Annotated in this window: 17 protein-coding genes; 11 read left to right on the top strand and 6 right to left on the bottom strand. The window is 44.0% G+C overall.

Features of this window, described 5'->3' with window-relative positions; all coding sequences use genetic code 11:
* Positions 1–218 precede the first annotated feature (218 nt).
* The 4 genes from QHH26_03645 to QHH26_03630 all read left to right on the top strand — a co-directional run bounded on the left by QHH26_03645 (position 219) and on the right by QHH26_03630 (position 4,575).
* Positions 219–1,532 carry a UDP-glucose/GDP-mannose dehydrogenase family protein gene (locus QHH26_03645; protein ID MDH7481058.1) on the top strand — a complete coding sequence of 438 codons (1,314 nt, stop codon included), beginning with the start codon at positions 219–221 and terminating at the stop codon, positions 1,530–1,532.
* 96 nt (positions 1,533–1,628) lie between these two features.
* Entirely contained in the window at positions 1,629–2,552 is a 924-nt protein-coding gene (locus tag QHH26_03640; protein ID MDH7481057.1) for a tetratricopeptide repeat protein, read from the top strand.
* Between the two features lie 194 nt (positions 2,553–2,746).
* A complete protein-coding gene (locus QHH26_03635; GenBank protein MDH7481056.1) occupies positions 2,747–3,736 on the top strand; it encodes a Gfo/Idh/MocA family oxidoreductase in 990 nt (329 codons plus the stop codon).
* A 38-nt stretch (positions 3,737–3,774) separates the two neighbouring features.
* Complete coding sequence (locus QHH26_03630) at positions 3,775–4,575, top strand: sugar phosphate isomerase/epimerase (GenBank protein MDH7481055.1); 801 nt, start codon at positions 3,775–3,777, stop codon at positions 4,573–4,575.
* 35 nt (positions 4,576–4,610) lie between these two features.
* On the opposite strand, the gene QHH26_03625 is transcribed toward QHH26_03630, so the two are convergent.
* Positions 4,611–5,960 carry a BNR repeat-containing protein gene (locus QHH26_03625; GenBank protein MDH7481054.1) on the bottom strand — a complete coding sequence of 450 codons (1,350 nt, stop codon included), beginning with the start codon at positions 5,958–5,960 and terminating at the stop codon, positions 4,611–4,613.
* A 372-nt stretch (positions 5,961–6,332) separates the two neighbouring features.
* Here QHH26_03625 and QHH26_03620 point away from each other — a divergent pair, with 372 nt between their 5' ends.
* Together QHH26_03620 and QHH26_03615 are read left to right on the top strand one after the other, a co-directional pair.
* Positions 6,333–7,376, top strand: a complete 1,044-nt coding sequence (locus QHH26_03620; GenBank protein ID MDH7481053.1) for a Gfo/Idh/MocA family oxidoreductase — start codon at positions 6,333–6,335, stop codon at positions 7,374–7,376.
* A gap of 46 nt (positions 7,377–7,422) precedes the next feature.
* Positions 7,423–8,280 carry a class II fructose-bisphosphate aldolase gene (locus QHH26_03615; protein ID MDH7481052.1) on the top strand — a complete coding sequence of 286 codons (858 nt, stop codon included), beginning with the start codon at positions 7,423–7,425 and terminating at the stop codon, positions 8,278–8,280.
* A gap of 46 nt (positions 8,281–8,326) precedes the next feature.
* Here QHH26_03615 and larA read toward each other — a convergent pair whose 3' ends face one another.
* From larA to QHH26_03595, 4 genes are all read right to left on the bottom strand, one after another.
* Entirely contained in the window at positions 8,327–9,568 is a 1,242-nt protein-coding gene (larA, locus tag QHH26_03610) for a nickel-dependent lactate racemase (GenBank protein MDH7481051.1), read from the bottom strand.
* An 88-nt stretch (positions 9,569–9,656) separates the two neighbouring features.
* Positions 9,657–10,745 carry a putative sulfate exporter family transporter gene (locus QHH26_03605; GenBank protein ID MDH7481050.1) on the bottom strand — a complete coding sequence of 363 codons (1,089 nt, stop codon included), beginning with the start codon at positions 10,743–10,745 and terminating at the stop codon, positions 9,657–9,659.
* Positions 10,746–10,810: 65 nt separating this feature from the next.
* Positions 10,811–11,614 carry a phosphosulfolactate synthase gene (locus tag QHH26_03600; GenBank protein MDH7481049.1) on the bottom strand — a complete coding sequence of 268 codons (804 nt, stop codon included), beginning with the start codon at positions 11,612–11,614 and terminating at the stop codon, positions 10,811–10,813.
* 3 nt (positions 11,615–11,617) lie between these two features.
* Positions 11,618–12,613, bottom strand: a complete 996-nt coding sequence (locus tag QHH26_03595) for a hypothetical protein (protein ID MDH7481048.1) — start codon at positions 12,611–12,613, stop codon at positions 11,618–11,620.
* Between the two features lie 89 nt (positions 12,614–12,702).
* On the opposite strand from QHH26_03595, the gene fsa reads away from it, so the two are divergent.
* The 4 genes from fsa (at position 12,703) to QHH26_03575 (ending at position 16,827) form a co-directional block, all read left to right on the top strand.
* Positions 12,703–13,347 carry a fructose-6-phosphate aldolase gene (gene fsa / locus QHH26_03590; protein ID MDH7481047.1) on the top strand — a complete coding sequence of 215 codons (645 nt, stop codon included), beginning with the start codon at positions 12,703–12,705 and terminating at the stop codon, positions 13,345–13,347.
* Between the two features lie 36 nt (positions 13,348–13,383).
* On the top strand, positions 13,384–14,796 hold the full coding sequence (locus QHH26_03585; protein MDH7481046.1) for an aldehyde dehydrogenase family protein: 1,413 nt from the start codon (positions 13,384–13,386) through the stop codon (positions 14,794–14,796).
* 26 nt (positions 14,797–14,822) lie between these two features.
* Complete coding sequence (locus tag QHH26_03580; protein MDH7481045.1) at positions 14,823–15,578, top strand: sulfite exporter TauE/SafE family protein; 756 nt, start codon at positions 14,823–14,825, stop codon at positions 15,576–15,578.
* A gap of 124 nt (positions 15,579–15,702) precedes the next feature.
* On the top strand, positions 15,703–16,827 hold the full coding sequence (locus QHH26_03575; protein ID MDH7481044.1) for an ROK family transcriptional regulator: 1,125 nt from the start codon (positions 15,703–15,705) through the stop codon (positions 16,825–16,827).
* 80 nt (positions 16,828–16,907) lie between these two features.
* Here the strand turns inward: QHH26_03575 and QHH26_03570 are convergent, their stop codons facing one another.
* Positions 16,908–18,113: a serine hydrolase gene (locus QHH26_03570; protein MDH7481043.1), complete on the bottom strand. Its 1,206-nt coding sequence runs from the start codon at positions 18,111–18,113 to the stop codon at positions 16,908–16,910.
* Positions 18,114–18,283: 170 nt separating this feature from the next.
* Between QHH26_03570 and QHH26_03565 the strand changes: the two genes are divergently transcribed.
* Positions 18,284–19,393 (top strand): Gfo/Idh/MocA family oxidoreductase, encoded by a 1,110-nt coding sequence (locus QHH26_03565; GenBank protein MDH7481042.1) that lies wholly within the window; start codon positions 18,284–18,286, stop codon positions 19,391–19,393.
* The last annotated feature ends 7 nt before the right edge of the window (positions 19,394–19,400 follow it).

The following is a 19,400-nucleotide window of genomic DNA, read 5'->3' as shown; positions in this document are numbered from 1 at the left end:
CGCACTTTTAGCAAATTTTGTCAAGTAAAATTTTACCAACCAAGTGCCTGTTTTTGTATTTTATATGCCTTGCGGTGGGTAAATACTCATACAAGTCTAGGCAAAATTTGCCTTCCTGCAAACAGAGAAAACGTTGACAACGGAAAGGCTGCATGTTAAGCTTGGCAACGTTAAAAGTAGTCTAGAACTTTTATTTTTTGAGAAAGAGTAGCGGGCATATGAATATTTGCATAATTGGAACAGGTTATGTTGGTCTAGTTACTGGGACTGTTTTCGCGGACCTCGGTAATGAGGTAACGTGTGTTGACATTGATGCTGAAAAGATTAAATCACTTCAGCATGGAATTATGCCAATCTACGAGCCAGGCCTTGAGGAGATGGTCTCTCGCAATGTAGATGATGGCCGTTTGTTCTTTACAACAGATCTTGGCGAGGGAGTATTGCCCGCGGATGTTGTCTTTATAGCCGTAGGAACACCACCCGGTCCTAATGGCGAACCGGATATAACCCAAGTAATTGAGGCAGCGAAAGGCATAGCACAGTATATCCAAAGGTACAAGGTGATAGTTAACAAGAGCACTGTTCCAATTGGTACTGGAAATCTTGTTAAAGAAGTCATTGAACAGAACCAACGTTCCGCAGTAGACTTCGATGTTGTATCGAACCCCGAGTTTTTAAGAGAAGGGTCGGCAATCTACGATACCCTAAATCCTGATCGTATTATCATTGGAGCACCCTCCCAAACTTCCGCTATGAAGCTGATTGAGCTATACGCGCCTCTCGAGCGGCCTATGTTAATAACTGACGTAACAAGCGCTGAGATTATCAAATATGTTTCGAATGCATTCCTTGCAGCGAAAATTTCCTTTATTAATTTGGTTGCGGAGTTATGCGAAGCGGCCGGTGGAGACGTTGTTCAAGTTGCCAAAGGGATGGGTTATGACAAGCGTATTGGAGAGCACTTTTTGCAAGCCGGACTTGGCTTTGGCGGCTCGTGTTTTGGTAAGGACCTAAAAGCGCTCATTCATACATCTGAGAAACTTGGGTGCAATGCCGACCTTTTCAAATGGGTGCTTAGCGTCAATGATGCACAACCTTTGCGTTTTGTAAATAAAATCAAAGATGTTTTAGGAGGGTTGGAAGGCAAAACAATAGGAATTTTAGGCGTTGCATTTAAACCAAATACAGATGATATGCGCGACGCAAGGTCAATTGAGATAATCAACAAACTTCTAGCCGAAGGAGCTAATGTTCAAGTATATGACCCTGTAGCAATGGAAAATTGCCGGCGGATTATACCAAACATTACTTATTGTGACAATGCTTACGAAGTAGCGGTAGGCGCGGATGCGGTTTTATTGGTAACAGAGTGGAACGAGTTCCGCTTCTTAAATTTAGATAAAATACGGCAGTCAATGAAACGACCAGTTTTCTTTGACGGCCGCAACCTCTATGATCCTCAACGCATGCAAAAATTAGGGTTTGAATATTATTGCATCGGACGTGCTTCCAACTGCAGGCGTCCTATATAATTTTGACGGCGCCTTAAGTAGTACCCTAAGAAATCCGATAATACCATTGAAAGATAAGTTTTAAATTGAGATGCTTAGAGCGGAGGCCCTTTACTCGTGAAAGTAAAAACATCAAGCTCAGTGAGCGAATTCTACAACCGAGGAATTGCTTTATTTGACCATGGCTTGTATGCCGAGGCAATAAGCGAATTTCAGAGGGTTTTGGACTCCGATTGCGATGAAAACTTACCTGAGCGGAAGCTTGCAGCTTGGTACATGGGTGAGGCATATGCAAATCTGGGAATAGCTCAAGCAAAGATGAACGCTTATGCCCAAGCAGAGGAGTCCTTAAAATTCGCTCTAATGCTACACCCTGAATATCCTGATTTGCATTTTCAACTTGCTTTGATTTATTACAATCAGGGTCTTTATGATAATGCAGAAGCAGAGCTAACAAAAGCACTTCAAATAAATCCTAAGTATGCTCGAGCAATATTTTATCTAGGCCTTGCTAGAATTTTAAAAGGGCAACCTGAGGGACTTAATGATATAAAAAGCGCTGTAAGACTTGAACCGGCTTATTGTGATGAAAGGTATCGTGAGGCGCTCGAACTCTACAATCATGGCAAACACAATCGAGCAATCCAGCTACTTGAGGAAGTTGCAAAAACTGATATAGACGAGATAGAGTACCATCTTGAGAAGGGCCTTGCACTGATGAATAAGCAAATGTATCTGGAAGCTGCAGATGCTTTCCTTCAAGCAATTTCAATCTGTCCCCAATATGCAGATTTGAGAAACTATCTGGGAATATGTTACTTAAAGCAAGGTTTGGCAGACTTAGCGATTGTGCAGTTCCGGAAGGCACTTGATATCAATCCTCGCTTTATTGGCGCTAGGTTAAATCTCGCAGCTGCCTACGATGCTGTTGGCGATAGGGACCTGTGTATATCGGAGCTTGAAAATGTTCTGGCAATAGACCCTGAAAATCCTGAAGCTGAGCGCCGTATTGCCAAGCTAAAAGGCTGCGCTAAAGCATAACCCTAAAAGTTACTTCTTGAAACAACCGCCTCTAAGTAGCCCCTATACCTCAAGGTATGGTTTCGCTTTGGAATTCCCACTTTTATTCTTTTTACAATCTTTGCGTTAAGTTAAAAGGAAATTGGGAACCTTCTATCGTATCCTAATTCAGAATACATTTTATTTTTTAATAAGTTGGTCAAGGAGATGGTATTATGCCTCTAAAGATTGGCATTGTCGGCGTTGGAAATATTGGCAGTATTCATGCTCAATGCTACAAGGACAACCCTAAATGTGAAGTAGTGGCTTGTTGCGACATAATTCCTGAAAGAGCAGATGCGGGCGCCCAGAGATTTGGTGGGAAGGCTTTTTACAGCGTAAAGGAAATGCTCGCTAGTGGTATAGAACTTGATGCATGCTCAATGTGCACAAGAGGAGAGGAAAATGGTGGCGATCATTATGTTCCGACGATGGAACTTCTTGAGGCAGGCATCCCGACTCTAGGTGAAAAACCAATTTCAAACAATATCGAAGAAGGCAAGGAAATGGTCGCCTTGGCAAAAAAGAAAAAAATCCCCTATGCAATCAACCTAAACCATCGTTTTACTCCAGCGGCTCTCAGAGCTAAAGAGTGGATTGAATCCGGCCGTCTAGGAACGCTCTACATGATAAATATGCGCATGTGGATAAATAACCCCGTCGAGACTTCACCTTGGTTTCATTTGAGAGCGCTCCATCCGCACTCGTTTGACGTAATGCGATATTTCTGCGGTGATGTAAAAAGTGTTGCAGCATTTCTAAAGAAAGGCGATGGGCGCATTTGCTATTCAAATGCGCAAATTCTAGTTCATTTTGAAAACGGCGTTGTCGGCTGTCTGACTGGGAGTTATGACGCTGGAGGAAGCTATGGATTGGAAAGATGTGAAGTTGTAGGCTCCAAAGGGCGCTTTGTTCTTGAGGATGCTTGCGAGCATCTAACCTTCTATCCGCGCGATAGCATTGAGTATGAAACCTACTCTTATCTCGGCGGGATGCGTTCTTTCAGCGAGACCTTCAAGAGCCGCATTTCAAAATGGGTTGATCAGTTGGAGGAAAAAACTCCTTCCGATAAAATTGACGGCTCCGGAGAAGATGCCCTGAAAGCTCAACTTATCATCGAGGCGGCGATTAAATCGTGGGAGACGCACAGTATCGTAGATTTGTAGTTTTAGATTGGAATTAAGGATTTGGAGGAAACGCAAATATGATCAAACTGGGCGTAAACTCAGTTCTTTTTGGTGGTTATGATTTTGCAACCGCATGCAAATACATCAAATCCGCCGGATACGACGGAGTTGAGATTTCAGCAATCAAAGGCATGTGCGAGCACTTGGACCTAGATAATTGGAAAACACAAGCAAGCGACCTTCGTAAAATCGTAAAGGATAATGGGCTCGAGTTTCTTTCAATGGAAGAGGCAGCATTAGATGAAGATCGCCTGATGAAGGCATTTGAAGCGGGGGCGGAAATTGGCATTCCAATTATTAACATAGGACCAGGTGGGAAGTCGGATGTAGAAGAAGACTTCATGCGCCAGACCGACTTAATGGCAAAGATGTCAGAGAAAGCGGAATCTTTTGGCGTAACTTTGTGTGTGAAGGCTCATGTTGGCGCATGTATTTACAACACACCCACCACTCTTAAAGCAATTGAAAGAATCAAATCTCCAGCATTTGGAATAGATATGGACCCAAGCCATATCTACCGTGCTGGAGAGAATCCTGCAGAGGCACTTCGGCGTGTAATTAACAGCGTTAGACATATTCATATCCGCGATTGCAAAGGACGGGGGCCAAGCCCTGGCTCGCCGAAGGAACAGGCGTGTGGACGTGGAGATATCGACCTAATGGAATATTGCCGAGTAATGGTCGAAGATGGATACTCGGGGCCAGTGTGTCTGGAGGTCATAGGCGCATTAGAAATGTCTATGCCGGAAGTTTGCATAATTGCGGCTGAGAGCTATGGATACCTAAATGCTTGCTTGAAAGCCTTAGGAGCACGGTGATGGCCGGTGCAGAGTATCCATTAAAAACGAACGCGCTATTTATCTATTGGTACGCTTTCAATTCGACATAGCTTAAGCATAGAAGGCGAAGGGTGATAGTCGCGAGGCCGGTCACGGTTAAGGCTAAGTGTTTCCCATCTAAGTTGGTATCGCACGCCGCGTTCGCCGCTGGAACCTAAATCATTAGCATATCGGGGTTCTAACATACGGGTTGAGTCTTTAGAGGTATCGCTTTTGGGCACGGGTGTGGCGCGAATGTCTTCCAATATGCGGAAATTTTCTTCGTCTAGTATCCATTTTCCATTTCCATATTTAACATGGCTGTAGGATTGGCTTAACTTTCCGTCCTTTTCTACAACAATTGGCCCTATCCTTATTTCAAAAGGAATCGAGCCAGTGCCTGAGAACTCCCAGCGATATTCCCAAGAACTGGTTTTATATATTTTCCAACCATTTGCTTCACGACGGGCGTTATAAACTTGGTTGTATCCGTGTTCATCGAATTTAAGATAACTTATAACCAAGCGTTTCTTTGAGTCCAAGCCTATTGCCACACCCCCATTGAGTAAGCCGCCCTTAACAGGTACTGGGTCAACTATCTCGGCTGTCGACAAGGTGATTGGTAGCTTAAGGGCCTTGCCATCGCTCGTTTCCCAGTGGATTAAATCTTTCGACCTTGCATAAGAAAGGTCATGATTAGTTGAACAGTCTGGCTCATCCCTCCAAACCCATGCTGTGTGGTAGTAACCATCTTCATATAAGCGCAACCCTGTGAAATAAGCATTCATTTTTCCCTCACCTGAAGTTAGGGGAGCATCCATTAGCCGTTTCCAGGTTTTTGTCTTGTGATCATAAATGTTGAAATATTGGTCGCCATTTCCAGAGCTTCCAAAGCGATAGGTAAATAAGAATTCGCCACGGGGTCCTCTGAAAAATGACGGGTAGGTACATTTTGTTTCATCTCGCCCAACCATCGAAGGAATTCTCTCGAAGCTGTCAATATCTCCTGGCTTTGTTGTGCGGAAATAAACTAAAGGACTGCAGTGCATATTTGCACATAGGTGTATGCAACCATTGTCATCCATAGCCATTGTTATATAGTTATGGCTATCCCAACCGACGGTCTCAGGAAGTTTCACGAAATGCCATGTCGTCTCAGAATATTTTCGGCAGCCAACGGTCAATTGTCTATCGGGGTTGTAGAAAGCGACATATTGTCTTTCTGGGCAACTTAGTAACGAAAAGCCTACAGGATGTCCTGACCATACAGGTGCAATTTCTATACACGTTTCTTTTACTTGTGCAGATTTTCCTGACGATGTTGAGAAAGCTAATACTAATATCAATACTGCTTGGATGTAAATAATGCTGTTGTTTGAAATCATAATTGACTCTCCGAAAATCTTTTAGTCCATTTTAAGCGAACGCTTGTTATATGCAAGTGGAAAAAGTTTCTGCCGAATTTGCTTGGCAATGGATGCGCCATTATAGCGAATACCAAATTATTTTTAAATTGGCCATTGATAGCTAAGTGATTACCAGGTTATATAATAACAAAAATGCTACGTAGTTGCCCATCTTTTTCAAGGGTATTCTGTAGAAAATTGCTTTTGAGGCAAGAAGGTGAACATTTTAGCGGCATTTGCAGGAGTTTGGTGCGAAAGAGATTAACTGAAATAAGGTCAAGGTCGCAAGATATACGATTTCGACACAGAAGTTAGCTTCTTGTAAAGCGCCTTAGCATTGGGATAAGGGCTATGATGGAAATTGGAACTGCAATCCTCGGCTTTGCCCACGGACATGTTGGGCTTTATTGCACCCAATGGCTAGATAAGAAAGAAATGGGCATTCGGTTGGTAGCTGGATGGGACCATGATTTAGCACGCGCCAGTGCATATTGTGCCAATTTTGGATTAGAGCAAGCTAAGTCGGCGGAGGATATTTTGTCACGAAGTGATGTTAGCGCAGTCGTGATTGCAGCAGAGACCTCTATGCATGCCGACCTCGTGGAAAAAGCAGCAAATGCGGGCAAGGCTATTGTACTTCAGAAGCCGATTGCTCTCACGATGGAGCAAGCTAATCGAATTGTTGGCGCTGTGAGTCAAAATAAGGTGCCATTCACGCTTGCCTGGCAAATGCGTGTGGACCCACATAATTTGAAAGCGAAAAGCCTGCTTGAGAGCGGAGAGTTTGGAAGGGTATTCCAAGTGCGTCGCCGGCATTGCCTAACCACACAGTATATGAAGGATTTCGACAAAAGTTGGCATGTCAAGCCTGAGTTAAACAGGGATATTTTTGCGGATGACGCGGCCCACCCCATTGATTTTATATATTGGTTGTTCGGTATGCCCATAAGTGTATATGCGGAATTAGGTACGCTACTCAATCCTAATATTCCAAATGACAACGCTATTGTTCTTTTCAGGTATCCTGATGGCAAGATGGCAGAAGTTTCGTGTTCTTTTGTGGCAGTTGCTGGTGAAAATACCCTGGAAATTTTGTGCGAACATGGGATAATAATTGGTAATTATGGCGACGGGCCAAGCAATGCAGTGCGTCCGGAAGGTGCTCCTCAACTCAAATGGTGGTTGGAAAAAGATAGAAGCTGGCACGTAAGTAGTCTCCCTGAGATTCGTGGGCAAGGCGAAAGAATCGCAGGATTGGCTTGCCCTATTGCAGAATTCCTTCAGGGAAAGCGCCCACCAATTGCTACTGCCGAAGAAGGACGCGACGTTCTTTGTTTAGTGTTGGCATGCTATGAATCGGCTGAGCAGGGAAAAAAGATAAAATTGGATGATTAAGGGCAGTTTTCTGATTATAAATGGAATTAACTAAGAGGAATGAACCATGAACTTTATTAATGCTAAAGTACTTGTAGATCGAGCAAGAGACGAGGGATACGCGGTTCCTGCTTTCAACACAAATGGTGGAACCTATGAAATTACTCGCGCTGCAATCGAAGCAGCGGATGAGCTTAGGTCGCCGCTAATCTTGCAAACCTACGAGCCAAACCTTGAATATCGAGGCATAAAATATTGCGTGCTCCAAGCTAAGCATCTTGCGAAGACGTCAAACATTCCAATTGCCCTGCATCTCGACCATGGTTCAAGCCTGTCCTCGATACTTCGGGCAGTTAGTGCTGGATATACGTCGGTTATGATTGATTATTCACACTTGCCGCTTGAGCAAAATATTAAGCTAACAAGGGGAGTTGTGCAAGCTGTGAAGCCGATGGGGATTTCAGTAGAAGCAGAAGTTGGTCATGTTACAGGTGGTGTTCATTCGAGTGGCTGTCAAGAAGCACCTGTAACAGACCCAGAAGAGGCTGTACGCCTAGTAGAAGAGACAGGTATTGATATGCTTGCGATTGCAGATGGGACAAAGCATGGCGTTTTTGATCTTCAAGACCAGATTGATTTTGATCTTGTTCGAAAGTTGCGTCAGGTAGTGCCCGTTCCTCTTGTCCAACATGGTACTTGTGGCATCCCCATAGAATTAATAAGCGAATTGGTAAAAGCTGGCATATCGAAAGTGAACTTTGGTGAGCCATTTCGCGCGAATTATATCAAGTACTTTAATGAATTTTCGGCAACTCTTGATCATAAGGATCATCCGTGGAAAATTATGCAGGCCATTAAAGATAGACTCAAGGAAGATATGAAAGAGATTATTCGGGCCCTAGGCGCCGAGGGTAAAGCAGATTAGACCTGAACTTTCAGGACAGTCGTTAATTTCAAAGCCATAGTTGGCGTTAACTACATTCCACACAGGTCATCGCTGCATCAGGTAGGCAAATAATGGTATCTGATGGTTTTATATGGCTAATGATTTCTTCAGGTGCGTCAAGTGGTTTTAATCGGTAAGTTTTAACCTGCTGAGGCGGCAGAGCGCTATAGAGAAAAACTTCTACACCTTTTATGTCGCGAACATATTGGTATGCCTTATGGCCACCCATAACGAATTTCTTCTTAATTCGGGAGATGATTTCTTCTGCTGAAGTGGCTTCTCGCATCCATTCATCGAAAAGGTCGTTTCCATGGCCCTCACGGCATTCTGCGAGAATAAATATCTTTCCTCCATCTTTTACTAACTTCCTAGATGCTTGAAGTGCTTTTTGAGACTGGTAAAGGTCAATATCCCTTGGATAGCCACCTTGGGAAGCGATTACAATATCTGCCCGACATGGAACTCTCATTTTATACATACGGTCAACTAAAGCTGCGCCTGCTCTATGAGCAGAAATCATATCGCCAGCAAAGGCGCCAACGATTTCCTTTTTGGAGTTTTGTACCACGTTCAAAATGAAGTCTACGCCTGCCATGCGCCCGACTTCATCGATTTCCATGCGTACTGGGTTGCCCTTTATACGTCCCATGCCGGTTCCAGGAATTTCCAAGTTTGAGTGGTTTGCTTCAATCGCTTCACGATTACTTAGACCAGGGAAGACGCTCTTTGCGCCACCGCCATACCCGCAGAATTGATGGTAATCTACATCGCCGGTAAGAACTTTAAGTTCGGCTTCCATAAACTTTTTGTTAACTGAAATTCGAGTGCCTAATGATGTTACGCCAAGTTCGGATAATCCTAATGGATTATCGGGCTGGTTGTTTTCTACTTGTACTCGCCCTTTGTAGGGACCCACCCACTTATCGAACTCTTCTTTGGTCATGGGTCGGTGGAGTCCCGTTGCAGCAATAACGCAAATGCGCTCCTCGGGAATGCCTGCCATGACCAAAGTGTCCAAAACGGGCGTAAGGACAAGCGGGTAAGGCACGGGTCGCGAGACGTCGTCAACCACAACAGCGGCAGACTTCTTGCCAACAGCGAGGGATTTGAGAGTTAGCGAATCAATTGGATTTTGCAGGGCACGCTTAATTTCCAAGACTGGATCCTCAACGCCGTCAAGGTCGTGCGCACGGCAAATAGCTAGGATCTGTTTGTCTGGCAATTCTAACGTAATATGCCCCTGCCCATACTTAAAATCAACTTGCATAGAAAAATGCCTAATATATATTGCAAATGGAAAAGCTGGGCTTTATTGATTTCTTTTAACTTAACGCGTAGGCGCCGAGTAAATACAGTTATTTTGCGACTGATAGATTATTTAAGTCGAATCCAAAAATTAAAAGGATGCTTATTATTGCAACAACCGCGGTTGTAATTAGTCCAATTAGAAATCCTTTGAAGCCAAGTTTTTTCATGCTTGCCAAGTTGGTTGTTAAACCAATTCCTGCCATGGCAATTGTGATTAGCCACATGCTTAGCTTTTCAAAAACCTGAAAAAGCGGCCATAACGCCTCTGGCTCTTTTGCTGACCCAACTAATCCAAAGCTAGAAAGACTAGTTCGCAATAGTGCCATCAATACAAATCCCAGTACGAACAAGGGAAAGAGTTCTTTATAGTTAAGTTTAACTTTGCTTTGTTGGACGCGCTGGCTGCGGAACAAGTAGCCGAAAAGTATTACAATTGGGGCGATAAACAAGTTGCGTACCATTTTAACCGTTGTAGCAACTTCGCCCGATACGTTGCTATGCATAATTCCTGCGGCGACCACTTGAGGTGTATTGTGAATTGCGGTTCCTGCCCAGATACCAAAACCAACATCTGATAAACCAATCAGCCCGCAGATTGCTGGATAAATAAACATTGCCAAAACACCAAGGATTGTAATAGTTCCAACGGCAAATGCGACATCTGAATCTTCGGCTTCGATGGCTGGAGCTGTAGCGGCAATTGCGCTTCCTCCACAAATTGTGCATCCAACAGCGATTAATGCACCGAGCTTCTGCCGAATTCTCATAATTTTCCCAAGCCACATAGACAGCGAAAGTGCTACGCCAATAACAATAACTACCAAACCCGCAGAAAGCCCACCAAGCTTTACCACATCAAAGAAATTTAACCTTGAGCCCATAAAAACTATTCCAAGCGCCAGCACTCCCTTAAGGCAGTACTTTGCACCAGGCTCGATTGCCTTTGGAAGCTTTATGAGGTTGTTTACTAAAAAACCGATGATTATTGCTATGAGCACGCTCTCAATTGGATGCTGTGGATGCTGAGGATCCTTACCAGGCATAGTAAATGGCGGAAATGGCAGTTGATTTATGAAATAGGCTACCACTGCAATAACAGTAGCCAATCCTAGCCCTGGGAATAATTTTTTGTTCATAAATGCTCCTTTCTTTTTACATTTCATTTAGCTGTTGAACGGCAATTTGTAAGTAATTTTTTATTTCAGTACTTAGGGTTTGCACAGTATGCTCTCTTTAAAGTGTCGCCGCGCAAACCCTGGCGAAGAGCTTCGAGTGCCAAAATTTCCTCCGGTGGCACATTGCCAAGGTTGACGTTGCAGCCAAACCTTAATATTAGATGTTGTTGCTGGTTCTTGAGCGGCGCTTCCCACACTAGGTCGTTTGGGTCCTTAACTCCGGCTATAATAGCGTCTATTTCATCCTCCTTGACCTTTCCATCTTTATCGAATATTCCTACGCCTTTGCCGGCTTCGCGTGCTTCCACAATTACTTTAAATACACCTAGCTCTAAATCATTTGCGATTTCTTCATGCATCAATTCGGTAGCAATCTTTTCGTCTGGGTCCTTTTTACCGACCTCGCTAATTACTTTGAAACCCGAGTCCAATGCGCGTTTAATGACATCCCTACGCATTTCAGGAGATACCTCTATCGTTCCATCGCTGACTTCGATCATTGTAAATCCTAATTCTTTTGCTCGCTTTAAGTATTCTGGCACACGTCGTTGCCAGATTGCTACTTCCAGGAAAGTGCCCCCAGGCATGACATCAACGCCGGCCGCACGAATGATCTCATTTTTTCGGCGAAGTATGTCGGCATCATAAAATGCTGATGTTCCGAAAGTTAGCTTGATATCGTCAATCCATTCGCTCGCAAGTTCCATTAGGTCTTCGGTTTGCCTTAATCCAAGGCATTTATCAATAACCATTGTGAACCCTGTGGTTCGTGGCTTGCGTGACCTGCCTTGTATTGGTGCTTCACAGATGTTCTCCCAAGCGTTTGCCATTTTCTAGATTCCTTTCATGCAGTTTTTTGGTCCCGTGAGTACAGACCGGGCATCAGTTATTCGATTCATGAATTCGTCTATGAATGCAAGACGAGCAGCCGCAAGTTCGGGTGAATCAAAGCCAGGTATTGGCAATTCGTCGTATAAAAGCAACGTAGAGCCAATTTTCTCAGTAAGATTATCAAATAGCCGGCGTCGAAGCCCCCTACCCTTTGGAATTTGAGTAAACTCAGGGTCTCCTCTTCCCGTCTCGACCTTTGGGAAAACAACGGATATGTTCGGGTTTACGAGGTAGTCTTGTTCCACTGCGACAGGAGTCAAGTCAACCGCGAACTTATGACCCCATATGTCTTTTGTATCTGGTATCTTGATTTTCAAAGGTTCTATTGCACCAGGGAAGTCAATCGTGAGGTTGCCCACACGAATGTTGTCGTATAAGGCTCCCTTATGTATGATTAAGTTTTGGTTCTTTATTTCACAGTGAGCCATTTCGACAGTAAGAACTTTCCATCCCTTTTCTATTGCCGAAAGGATAAACACTGTTTTTCCACTTGCTGCTGGGCCAACAAACATAACCAAGCGACCATCTTTAAATATCGCGCTTGCATGGAAGCTAAAAATGCCCTTTTTTTCTAGTACGACCAGTAAATACTTGAAAAACAAACCAATGTTTCCAAATAGTGAGTAACGATTGTCACTGCATAACTTTTCTGCTTTGGTGAAGTCCCCAACCAATATCAGACGCCTGCCATTGTTTTCAAATTGAAAAGATATTGCACGCTCGGCCACGTCATAGACCCAAAATTCTGCATCCACGTTTGCATATGGGACATTTTCAATTCGCCAAACATCCGTAAGAAGCGATTGTAAAATCATTGCCTCGAAGTACTGAGGATCTGTAATTAAAAACTTGTTATTCGAAGCCAGCCCAATAGTAGCTCCACATATTCGTACGCCCCGTTTAAAAGTCAATTGGTCAAGGGTAAGCTGGTCGTTCATTTTCCGCTTCTTAGGTAAACACTTGACATCCAACACAATACTGTATAACATAATATAGTTTTTTATGTCAAGGGCAAAGGAGGCAGCAAATGAAGCTTTTCATTGATACAGCGAAGGTTGAAGAGATAAGGGAGGCACAATCTTGGGGGATTCTTGATGGCGTTACAACAAATCCATCACACATAGCGGCAACTGGACGGCCGTTTCTTGAAGTCGTTAACGAAATATGCTCGATTGTTGACGGCCCGATTAGCGTAGAGGTTGGAAGTACTACAACACCGGAGATTGTTGAGGAAGCAAGACGCATTGCAGCAATGCACAAAAACATTGTTGTGAAAATTCCGGTAACTAGAGACGGCATAAAGGCAATGAAAATACTTGCGCCTGAAGGCATTAAGATAAATGCAACATTAAATTTTAGTGCGGCCCAAGCCCTTTTGGCTGCAAAAGTAGGTGCTGCATATATTAGCCCATTCGTCGGGAGACTTGACGACGCTGGCCATGACGGCATGGAACTTGTTGAGGAGATAAAAACAATATACGACAACTACGGCTTCAAAACGGAAATAATAGTCGCGGCCGTCAGGAATCCGCTTCATGTATTGAGAGCTGCTTTAATTGGAGCTCATATCACCACAATGCGCTTTGAAATAATGAAGGCGTTATTCGAACACCCAATGACTGATGTTGGATTGGCGAAATTTCTTGAAGACTGGGCAAAGGTACCTAAATAAGCTATTTAATTAGACTCAAAGCGAGGGGTTCGTTTTATGAAGATGATAATTGGCGGCGAATGGGTTGAAACAAATGAGAGTATCGAAGTCATTAATCCATTCGATGGTTCTGTTATTGACACAGTTCCCAGTGCAGATGCATCGAATGTTGAGTCGGCACTTCAGCGCGCTGTAGTTGGAGCAAAAGAAATGAGCAAGCTTTCAGCTCGAGAGCGGTCGGAAATTTTGGCGCGCGCTGCTGATTTGCTTCAGGATAGGCTGGATGAATTTGCAGTTACAATAGCAAAGGAAGTAGGCAAAACCATAAAGGAAGCCCGAACAGAAGTTACGCGAGCTTGCCTAACTATAAGGACCGCATCTGAGGAAGCAAAAAGAATCCATGGAGAAACAGTACCTTTCGACGGAATGGCAGGCGCGGAATCAAAGTTTGGATTCTATATTCGCGTGCCCGTTGGTGTCGTCCTTGCCATTACACCTTTTAATGTGCCGCTTAATTTGGCGTGCCATAAGGTTGCGCCAGCTATCGCAGCAGGAAATGCAGTAATCCTAAAGCCTGCGACTGCTACTCCATTGGCAGATATAATGCTTGGAAAGCTTCTCTTGGATGCCGGTTTGCCACCAAATGCGATTAGTGTCATCACGGGTCGAGGACCTAGTATTGGAAACCTGCTCGTTTCAGATTCGAGAGTAAGGTTGATCTCATTTACTGGTAGCCCTGAGGTAGGCGAGGCTATTACAAGGATAGCTGGGCTCAAGAAGATTGCAATGGAATTAGGGTCGAATTCATGTGCTATTGTGATGGACGATGCGGACCTTGATGAGGCAGCACGGAGAGTCCGAATAGGTGGCTATGCAGTTGCCGGCCAGGTTTGCATATCAGTGCAGAGAGTTATTGTGCAAGAAAAGGTCTATGATGTTTTTCTGGAAAAGCTTGTCCCGCTTGTCGCAGGCATTAGGGTTGGCAATCAATTGGATTCTGAAACTGACATGGGGCCAATGATTGACGAAAAAGCTGCTCTTCGGGTTGAAAGCTGGATAGAAGAGGCAATTGCAGGGGGTGCTAAAAGCCTTCTTCCAATAAAAAGAGACGGGGCAATTTTGTTCCCAACGGTTCTTACCGATGTCACGCTGGATATGAAGGTTTGGTCGGAGGAAGTTTTTGGCCCTCTAGTTGCTGTGGTAAAGTGCCGAGATTTTGACCATGCGATTGAGCTAGCGAATACCTCTAAATATGGTTTGCAAGCTGGAATATTTACGAGAAACTTAGAATTTGCTCTCAGAGCTGCTCGTGAAATCGAAGTTGGAGGCGTAATAATAAACGACGTACCGACTTTTAGGATAGACCCCATGCCCTATGGCGGAGTAAAACTTAGTGGGTTCGGAAGAGAAGGCCCAAAATATGCGATTGAAGAGATGACGGAGTTAAAGTTAGTTGCATTCCAAATGTAAGTCTACAGAAGAGAAAGGAAGTTGATGTGGAACAAATCATAATTTACACACTAGTTGCTGTGATAGTCTACTTGACTCACGTTCAGGAAGGAATCACAGGCTTCGGATGCACTGTTCTTGCTTTGCCATTTATAACTTTGCTTCTTGGGCTTCAAACTGCGGTACCTATGCTAGTAATAAACGCTTGGGTACTGACGGTGTACATAACATGGGAGTCTCGACAAAAAATTGTTTGGAGTGAATATGCGCGAATTTTTATCCTTGCTGCATTGGGATTGCCAATTGGAATGTGGATGTCTTCTAGGCTTCCCGAGGATATACTTAAGTTTATACTTGCAGGGTTCATGATATTGGTTGGCATACATGGTTTGTGGAAGCAAACTGCAAAGCAACGAAATAATCCGACAGTAAACCCTACAACCAGGTTTCTCTCGAGTCTCTTGCTTCCAATAGGCGGATTAATTCATGGTGCATTTGGTTCAGGGGGCCCACTTGCCGTCATATACGCAACACAAACACTTACAGACAAGACTGCATTCAGAGGCACTCTATGCGCCGTCTGGGTAACATTAAACACAATAATTGTAAGCAGATGGATTGTTACAAAGAGCCTGAATGCACATATTCTCAAGGTTGCTGCATTTGCCCTGCCATTCACAGTAATCGGCATGATTATGGGAAATCACTGGCACTACAGAATGGATGAAATCCTGTTTAGAAAGCTCGTATATACTGTCCTCGTGCTAGCAGGAATAACACTGGCTTTGTCAGTTATTGTGTAGCAATAAGATTGTTTTTTAAATTGCAGGTATATTAGGAGAGAAACTTCCAAAATCGATGAAAAAGCATATATACCCATTAAATAATACTTTGCAAAGAGAGCAGAGGGCGGCTAGGCGCACAAATGTGAGTCTTCTGCGATATATTCTTGACCATCCAAACGCTACATCAAGGGGTGCATCTGAGGATTTAGGGATGAGTTTTCCAAACGTCTGCCGCCTCGTTGCAGAATTCAAGAATGCTGGGTTATTGGTTGAAAAAGAACGACAGCAAACCGGCCGTCGCGGACCTTGGTCAAGGGCTGTTGCCCTTCGCGGTGATTTGGGTTGTAGCATTGGCGTAGATCTGGAGGCTACTCATATTCGTGGTGTGGTTCTCGATTTTTCTAACGAGATAACGGATGTCTTAAGAAAGCCGATAAGCCCTTCAGATGGACCTGATGAAATAGTTGCAGCTGTAACTGAAGTTGCCTTTGAATTGGTACAGCTTGCATGGGACAGAGGAATTAACGTACATGTTATAGGTTTGGGACTTCCTGGGCCTGTTATAGACAAAGATGCCGGACGTGTAAGAACTCACCTTCAGTTTGGCTATGGAACGCTAGAATTTGTGCCAGCAGTTAAAGAGAAATGTGGTGTGCATACTGTTGCAACAGCGAATACGTTTTGTTTCGCTGTTGGCCACCATCGAATGAATGCCCCGCGCAAAAAAGGAATCGAGATGGTCATCCTTAATCGATTTGGTATAGCTGCAACTGTTGTATGGGATGGCAAGCTCTACACTGGTGCTTCCCACTACGCTGGTGACATTGGATTGCTACCGTGTGGTACTGTTTCGCCCACGAGGCCACTCAAAGAGGTTTGTACGGGGGCCTCACTTCTTAAGTTTGCTCGGGAACGTGGTGACCAAAGAGCGTTCCAGGAATTGGTTTCAGACCCCGCCCAGAAACCTGCGTGTGATTGGTTGGAAGATGCGGTTCCAGCTTTCGTTCAGGCAATTCACTTGGCAATCATGTTATACAACCCTAACTACGTGCTTATCGAAGGGATTTTTAACCGTATGCCTGCGGAGATTCTTGAAAGGATTGTGGCGTCGGTAAGAGAAGAGGTAATTCGGACGGGGAATATGACTCCAGAAATCAAGTTTTTTGAAGGTGATGACCTAATGGGAGCCCGTGGTGCCGCCATGCTTGCTCGTGATACCGTTGCCGATGAGATTCTTGAAGGAATAATCTGCGCTTATGAGTCCTGACGATTGACACATTGCCCTTTGAAAAGTATGTCCAACAAGCTTTGGAATGGGTTTTAGTCTAAGTCTGTTTTTCTATTTCTTCAGCGTGCTGGTGTGTTTTTGTAAAAAGGATAGTTTTCGATTACAATTTTTGTTATCTCGCGTTGAATCCCGGCTCCCTGTGATGTATCGTCTGGATATACGCGATTAGTTAAAATAATTATAAATGTCCCTGCCAGCTGATCAATTCGAATCCAGGTGCCGGTGTAACCAGAATGGCTCAAAACCGCTTTGTCTGGTCCCTGGTTTAATGATGTTGCATATGGGTATGAACGGCTTAAGCCCCACCCCAAGCCGAAAATGCGTCCGACTTTTTCTGGGACTTGATTTGTTCCTAGAAGCCTAATTGTCGATGGCGTTAGTATCTGCCTGCCATTCCATTTGCCTCCTGATAAAATCATCTGGCAAAATTTGGAGAGATCATTGGCGCTTGAGAAAAGACCTGCATTCCCACAGCATCGCCATCCGTCGCTTTCGTAATAATTTGCAAGCGGATCGTGGACAACCCCCTGCCTAAAATTAGGTTTTCCTATGGTTGGTGCTGCAAGCGATTTCTTCTTTTCGCTGAGGTAATACCCTGTGTGTAGCATTCCTAAAGGAACAAATAATCGCCTTCTAAGAAATGTTTCCTGCGACATTCCAGCAACTTCTTCATTAATTCGAGCTAGAGTGATAAAGTTTAGGCAAGAGTATTTCCATCCTTCTCCAGGCTTATATTCTAAAGGAAGTGAGGCAATGCGGCGAATGAGAGCGTCTGATTTAGGTTCACCTTGCCTGCGTTGCTCTTCCGTCTTTGCGACATTGGTATATGCTGGAAGCCCAGAAGTGTGGCACAGAAGATGGCGCACTTTTATATCTTTTTTGTCGTCTGTGTTCCAAGAAGACAAATATTTTGAAACAGGGTCATCGAGGTTTAGCTTTCCATCTTGAAAAAGAAGCATAGTAGCGGTAGCAGTACCAACTGCCTTGCTGACTGAGGCTAAATCGTAGATTGTATCAAGAGTTGCTTTAGGTGAGTCATCATCGTAGGTCAAATGGCCGTATGCCTTTGCGAAAAGTGTTTTGTCTGCGGTTCCAATGACAATGACAACGCTGGGAGTTCTATGTTTTGCAATGGCTTCTTCAGCCATGGTATCAATACGTTGGAGTATCCTTGCATCAAACACAGGGGCCGCTAATGCAAAATCCATTAAGCCCAAAAAGATAACAAATGAGACCAGAAGTTTGTTTTTGCAAGATTCTTTCATCGCTATGCCTCTGCTAGTTGTTTATATTGGGTAAATTTTTGCATTGACAATGTGGTGAAAATCACAGTCTAATTTCCTTTTCATTTTAAAAGTGTCTAGCTCCTGCAGGAGATTTCTAGTAAGGTAAGAAAGATTTATTTGGCACAATTCTAGGTATTCTGGAGGCTTTTATGTCAAGCAGGAAAGTGCGCATTGGAATTGTTGGCGGTAGATTTGGTTCCACCTTTCAGTTTCATGAACACCCGAATTGCACTGTGGAGGCTGTTAGCGATTTTAATCCAGACCAGCGAAAAGTTCTAATGGAAACGTATAGGTGCAACAAGTCATACGTTACCTTAGAAGAAGTAATTAAAGATAAAGATGTAGATGCTGTGGCGATATTTACGCCTGCTCCCTTTCATGCTCACCATTCAATTGCGGCGCTTAAGGCAGGTAAGCATGTATTTTGCGCTGTCCCTGCGGTTATGAATCTCGAAGAAGCTGAAGAACTAAAAGAAACTGTGGAGAAAACAGGCCTTATTTATATGATGGCAGAGACCAGCTACTATCACCAGTCTGTGATATCGGCTCGCAAATGGTACAAAGAAGGCAAGTTCGGCGAGATATTCTATACTGAAGCCGAGTACTATCACCCAGGCCTCGATGTGCTCTTTTTTGAGAATGGTCAGCGAACATGGAGATATGGCTTCCCACCCATGCACTATCCTACTCACTGTACATCGTATCTTATTGGTGTTACAGGTGAACGCCTTACCAGTGTAACTTGTGTCGGTTGGGGAGACGATTCGCAGGTTTTGAAAGACAACGCATATAATAACCCGTTTTGGAATGAGACTGCTTTCTTCAAGACTGACAAAGGGCATGCTTTTCGAGTGGCTATCTATTGGAACGCGCCAGTTCGTGGTTGCGAAAGAGGCCAGTGGTGTGGAACGAAGATGAGTTTTTATGACCCCCACCCCAATGGGCTTGGACCAGTAATTGTTCGTTTTTCAGAGGAAGACGAAAAGGATGGTAAAGAAGGCGTTCGGAAACTTCCTCATCTTGAACAATATGAACAAGAAATCTGGTGGAAGACGGATATGCTACCAGAACCACTGCGTCATCCAAGTGGTCACGATGGTTCACATACTTTTCTCACCCATGAGTTTATAGATGCTCTTGTAAACGAGCGCACGCCAGCGATTGATATTAACGAAGCGCTGGCATATACAGTTCCAGGCATAATTGCTCATAAGTCAGCACTGGAAGGTGGTAGGCAGTTGGAAATACCGCAATTTTAAAGCTAGA

Source organism: Armatimonadota bacterium (assembly GCA_029907255.1).
GTDB lineage: Bacteria > Armatimonadota > UBA5829 > DTJY01 > DTJY01 > JAIMAU01.
This window is presented reverse-complemented; position numbering and strand designations above follow the sequence as displayed.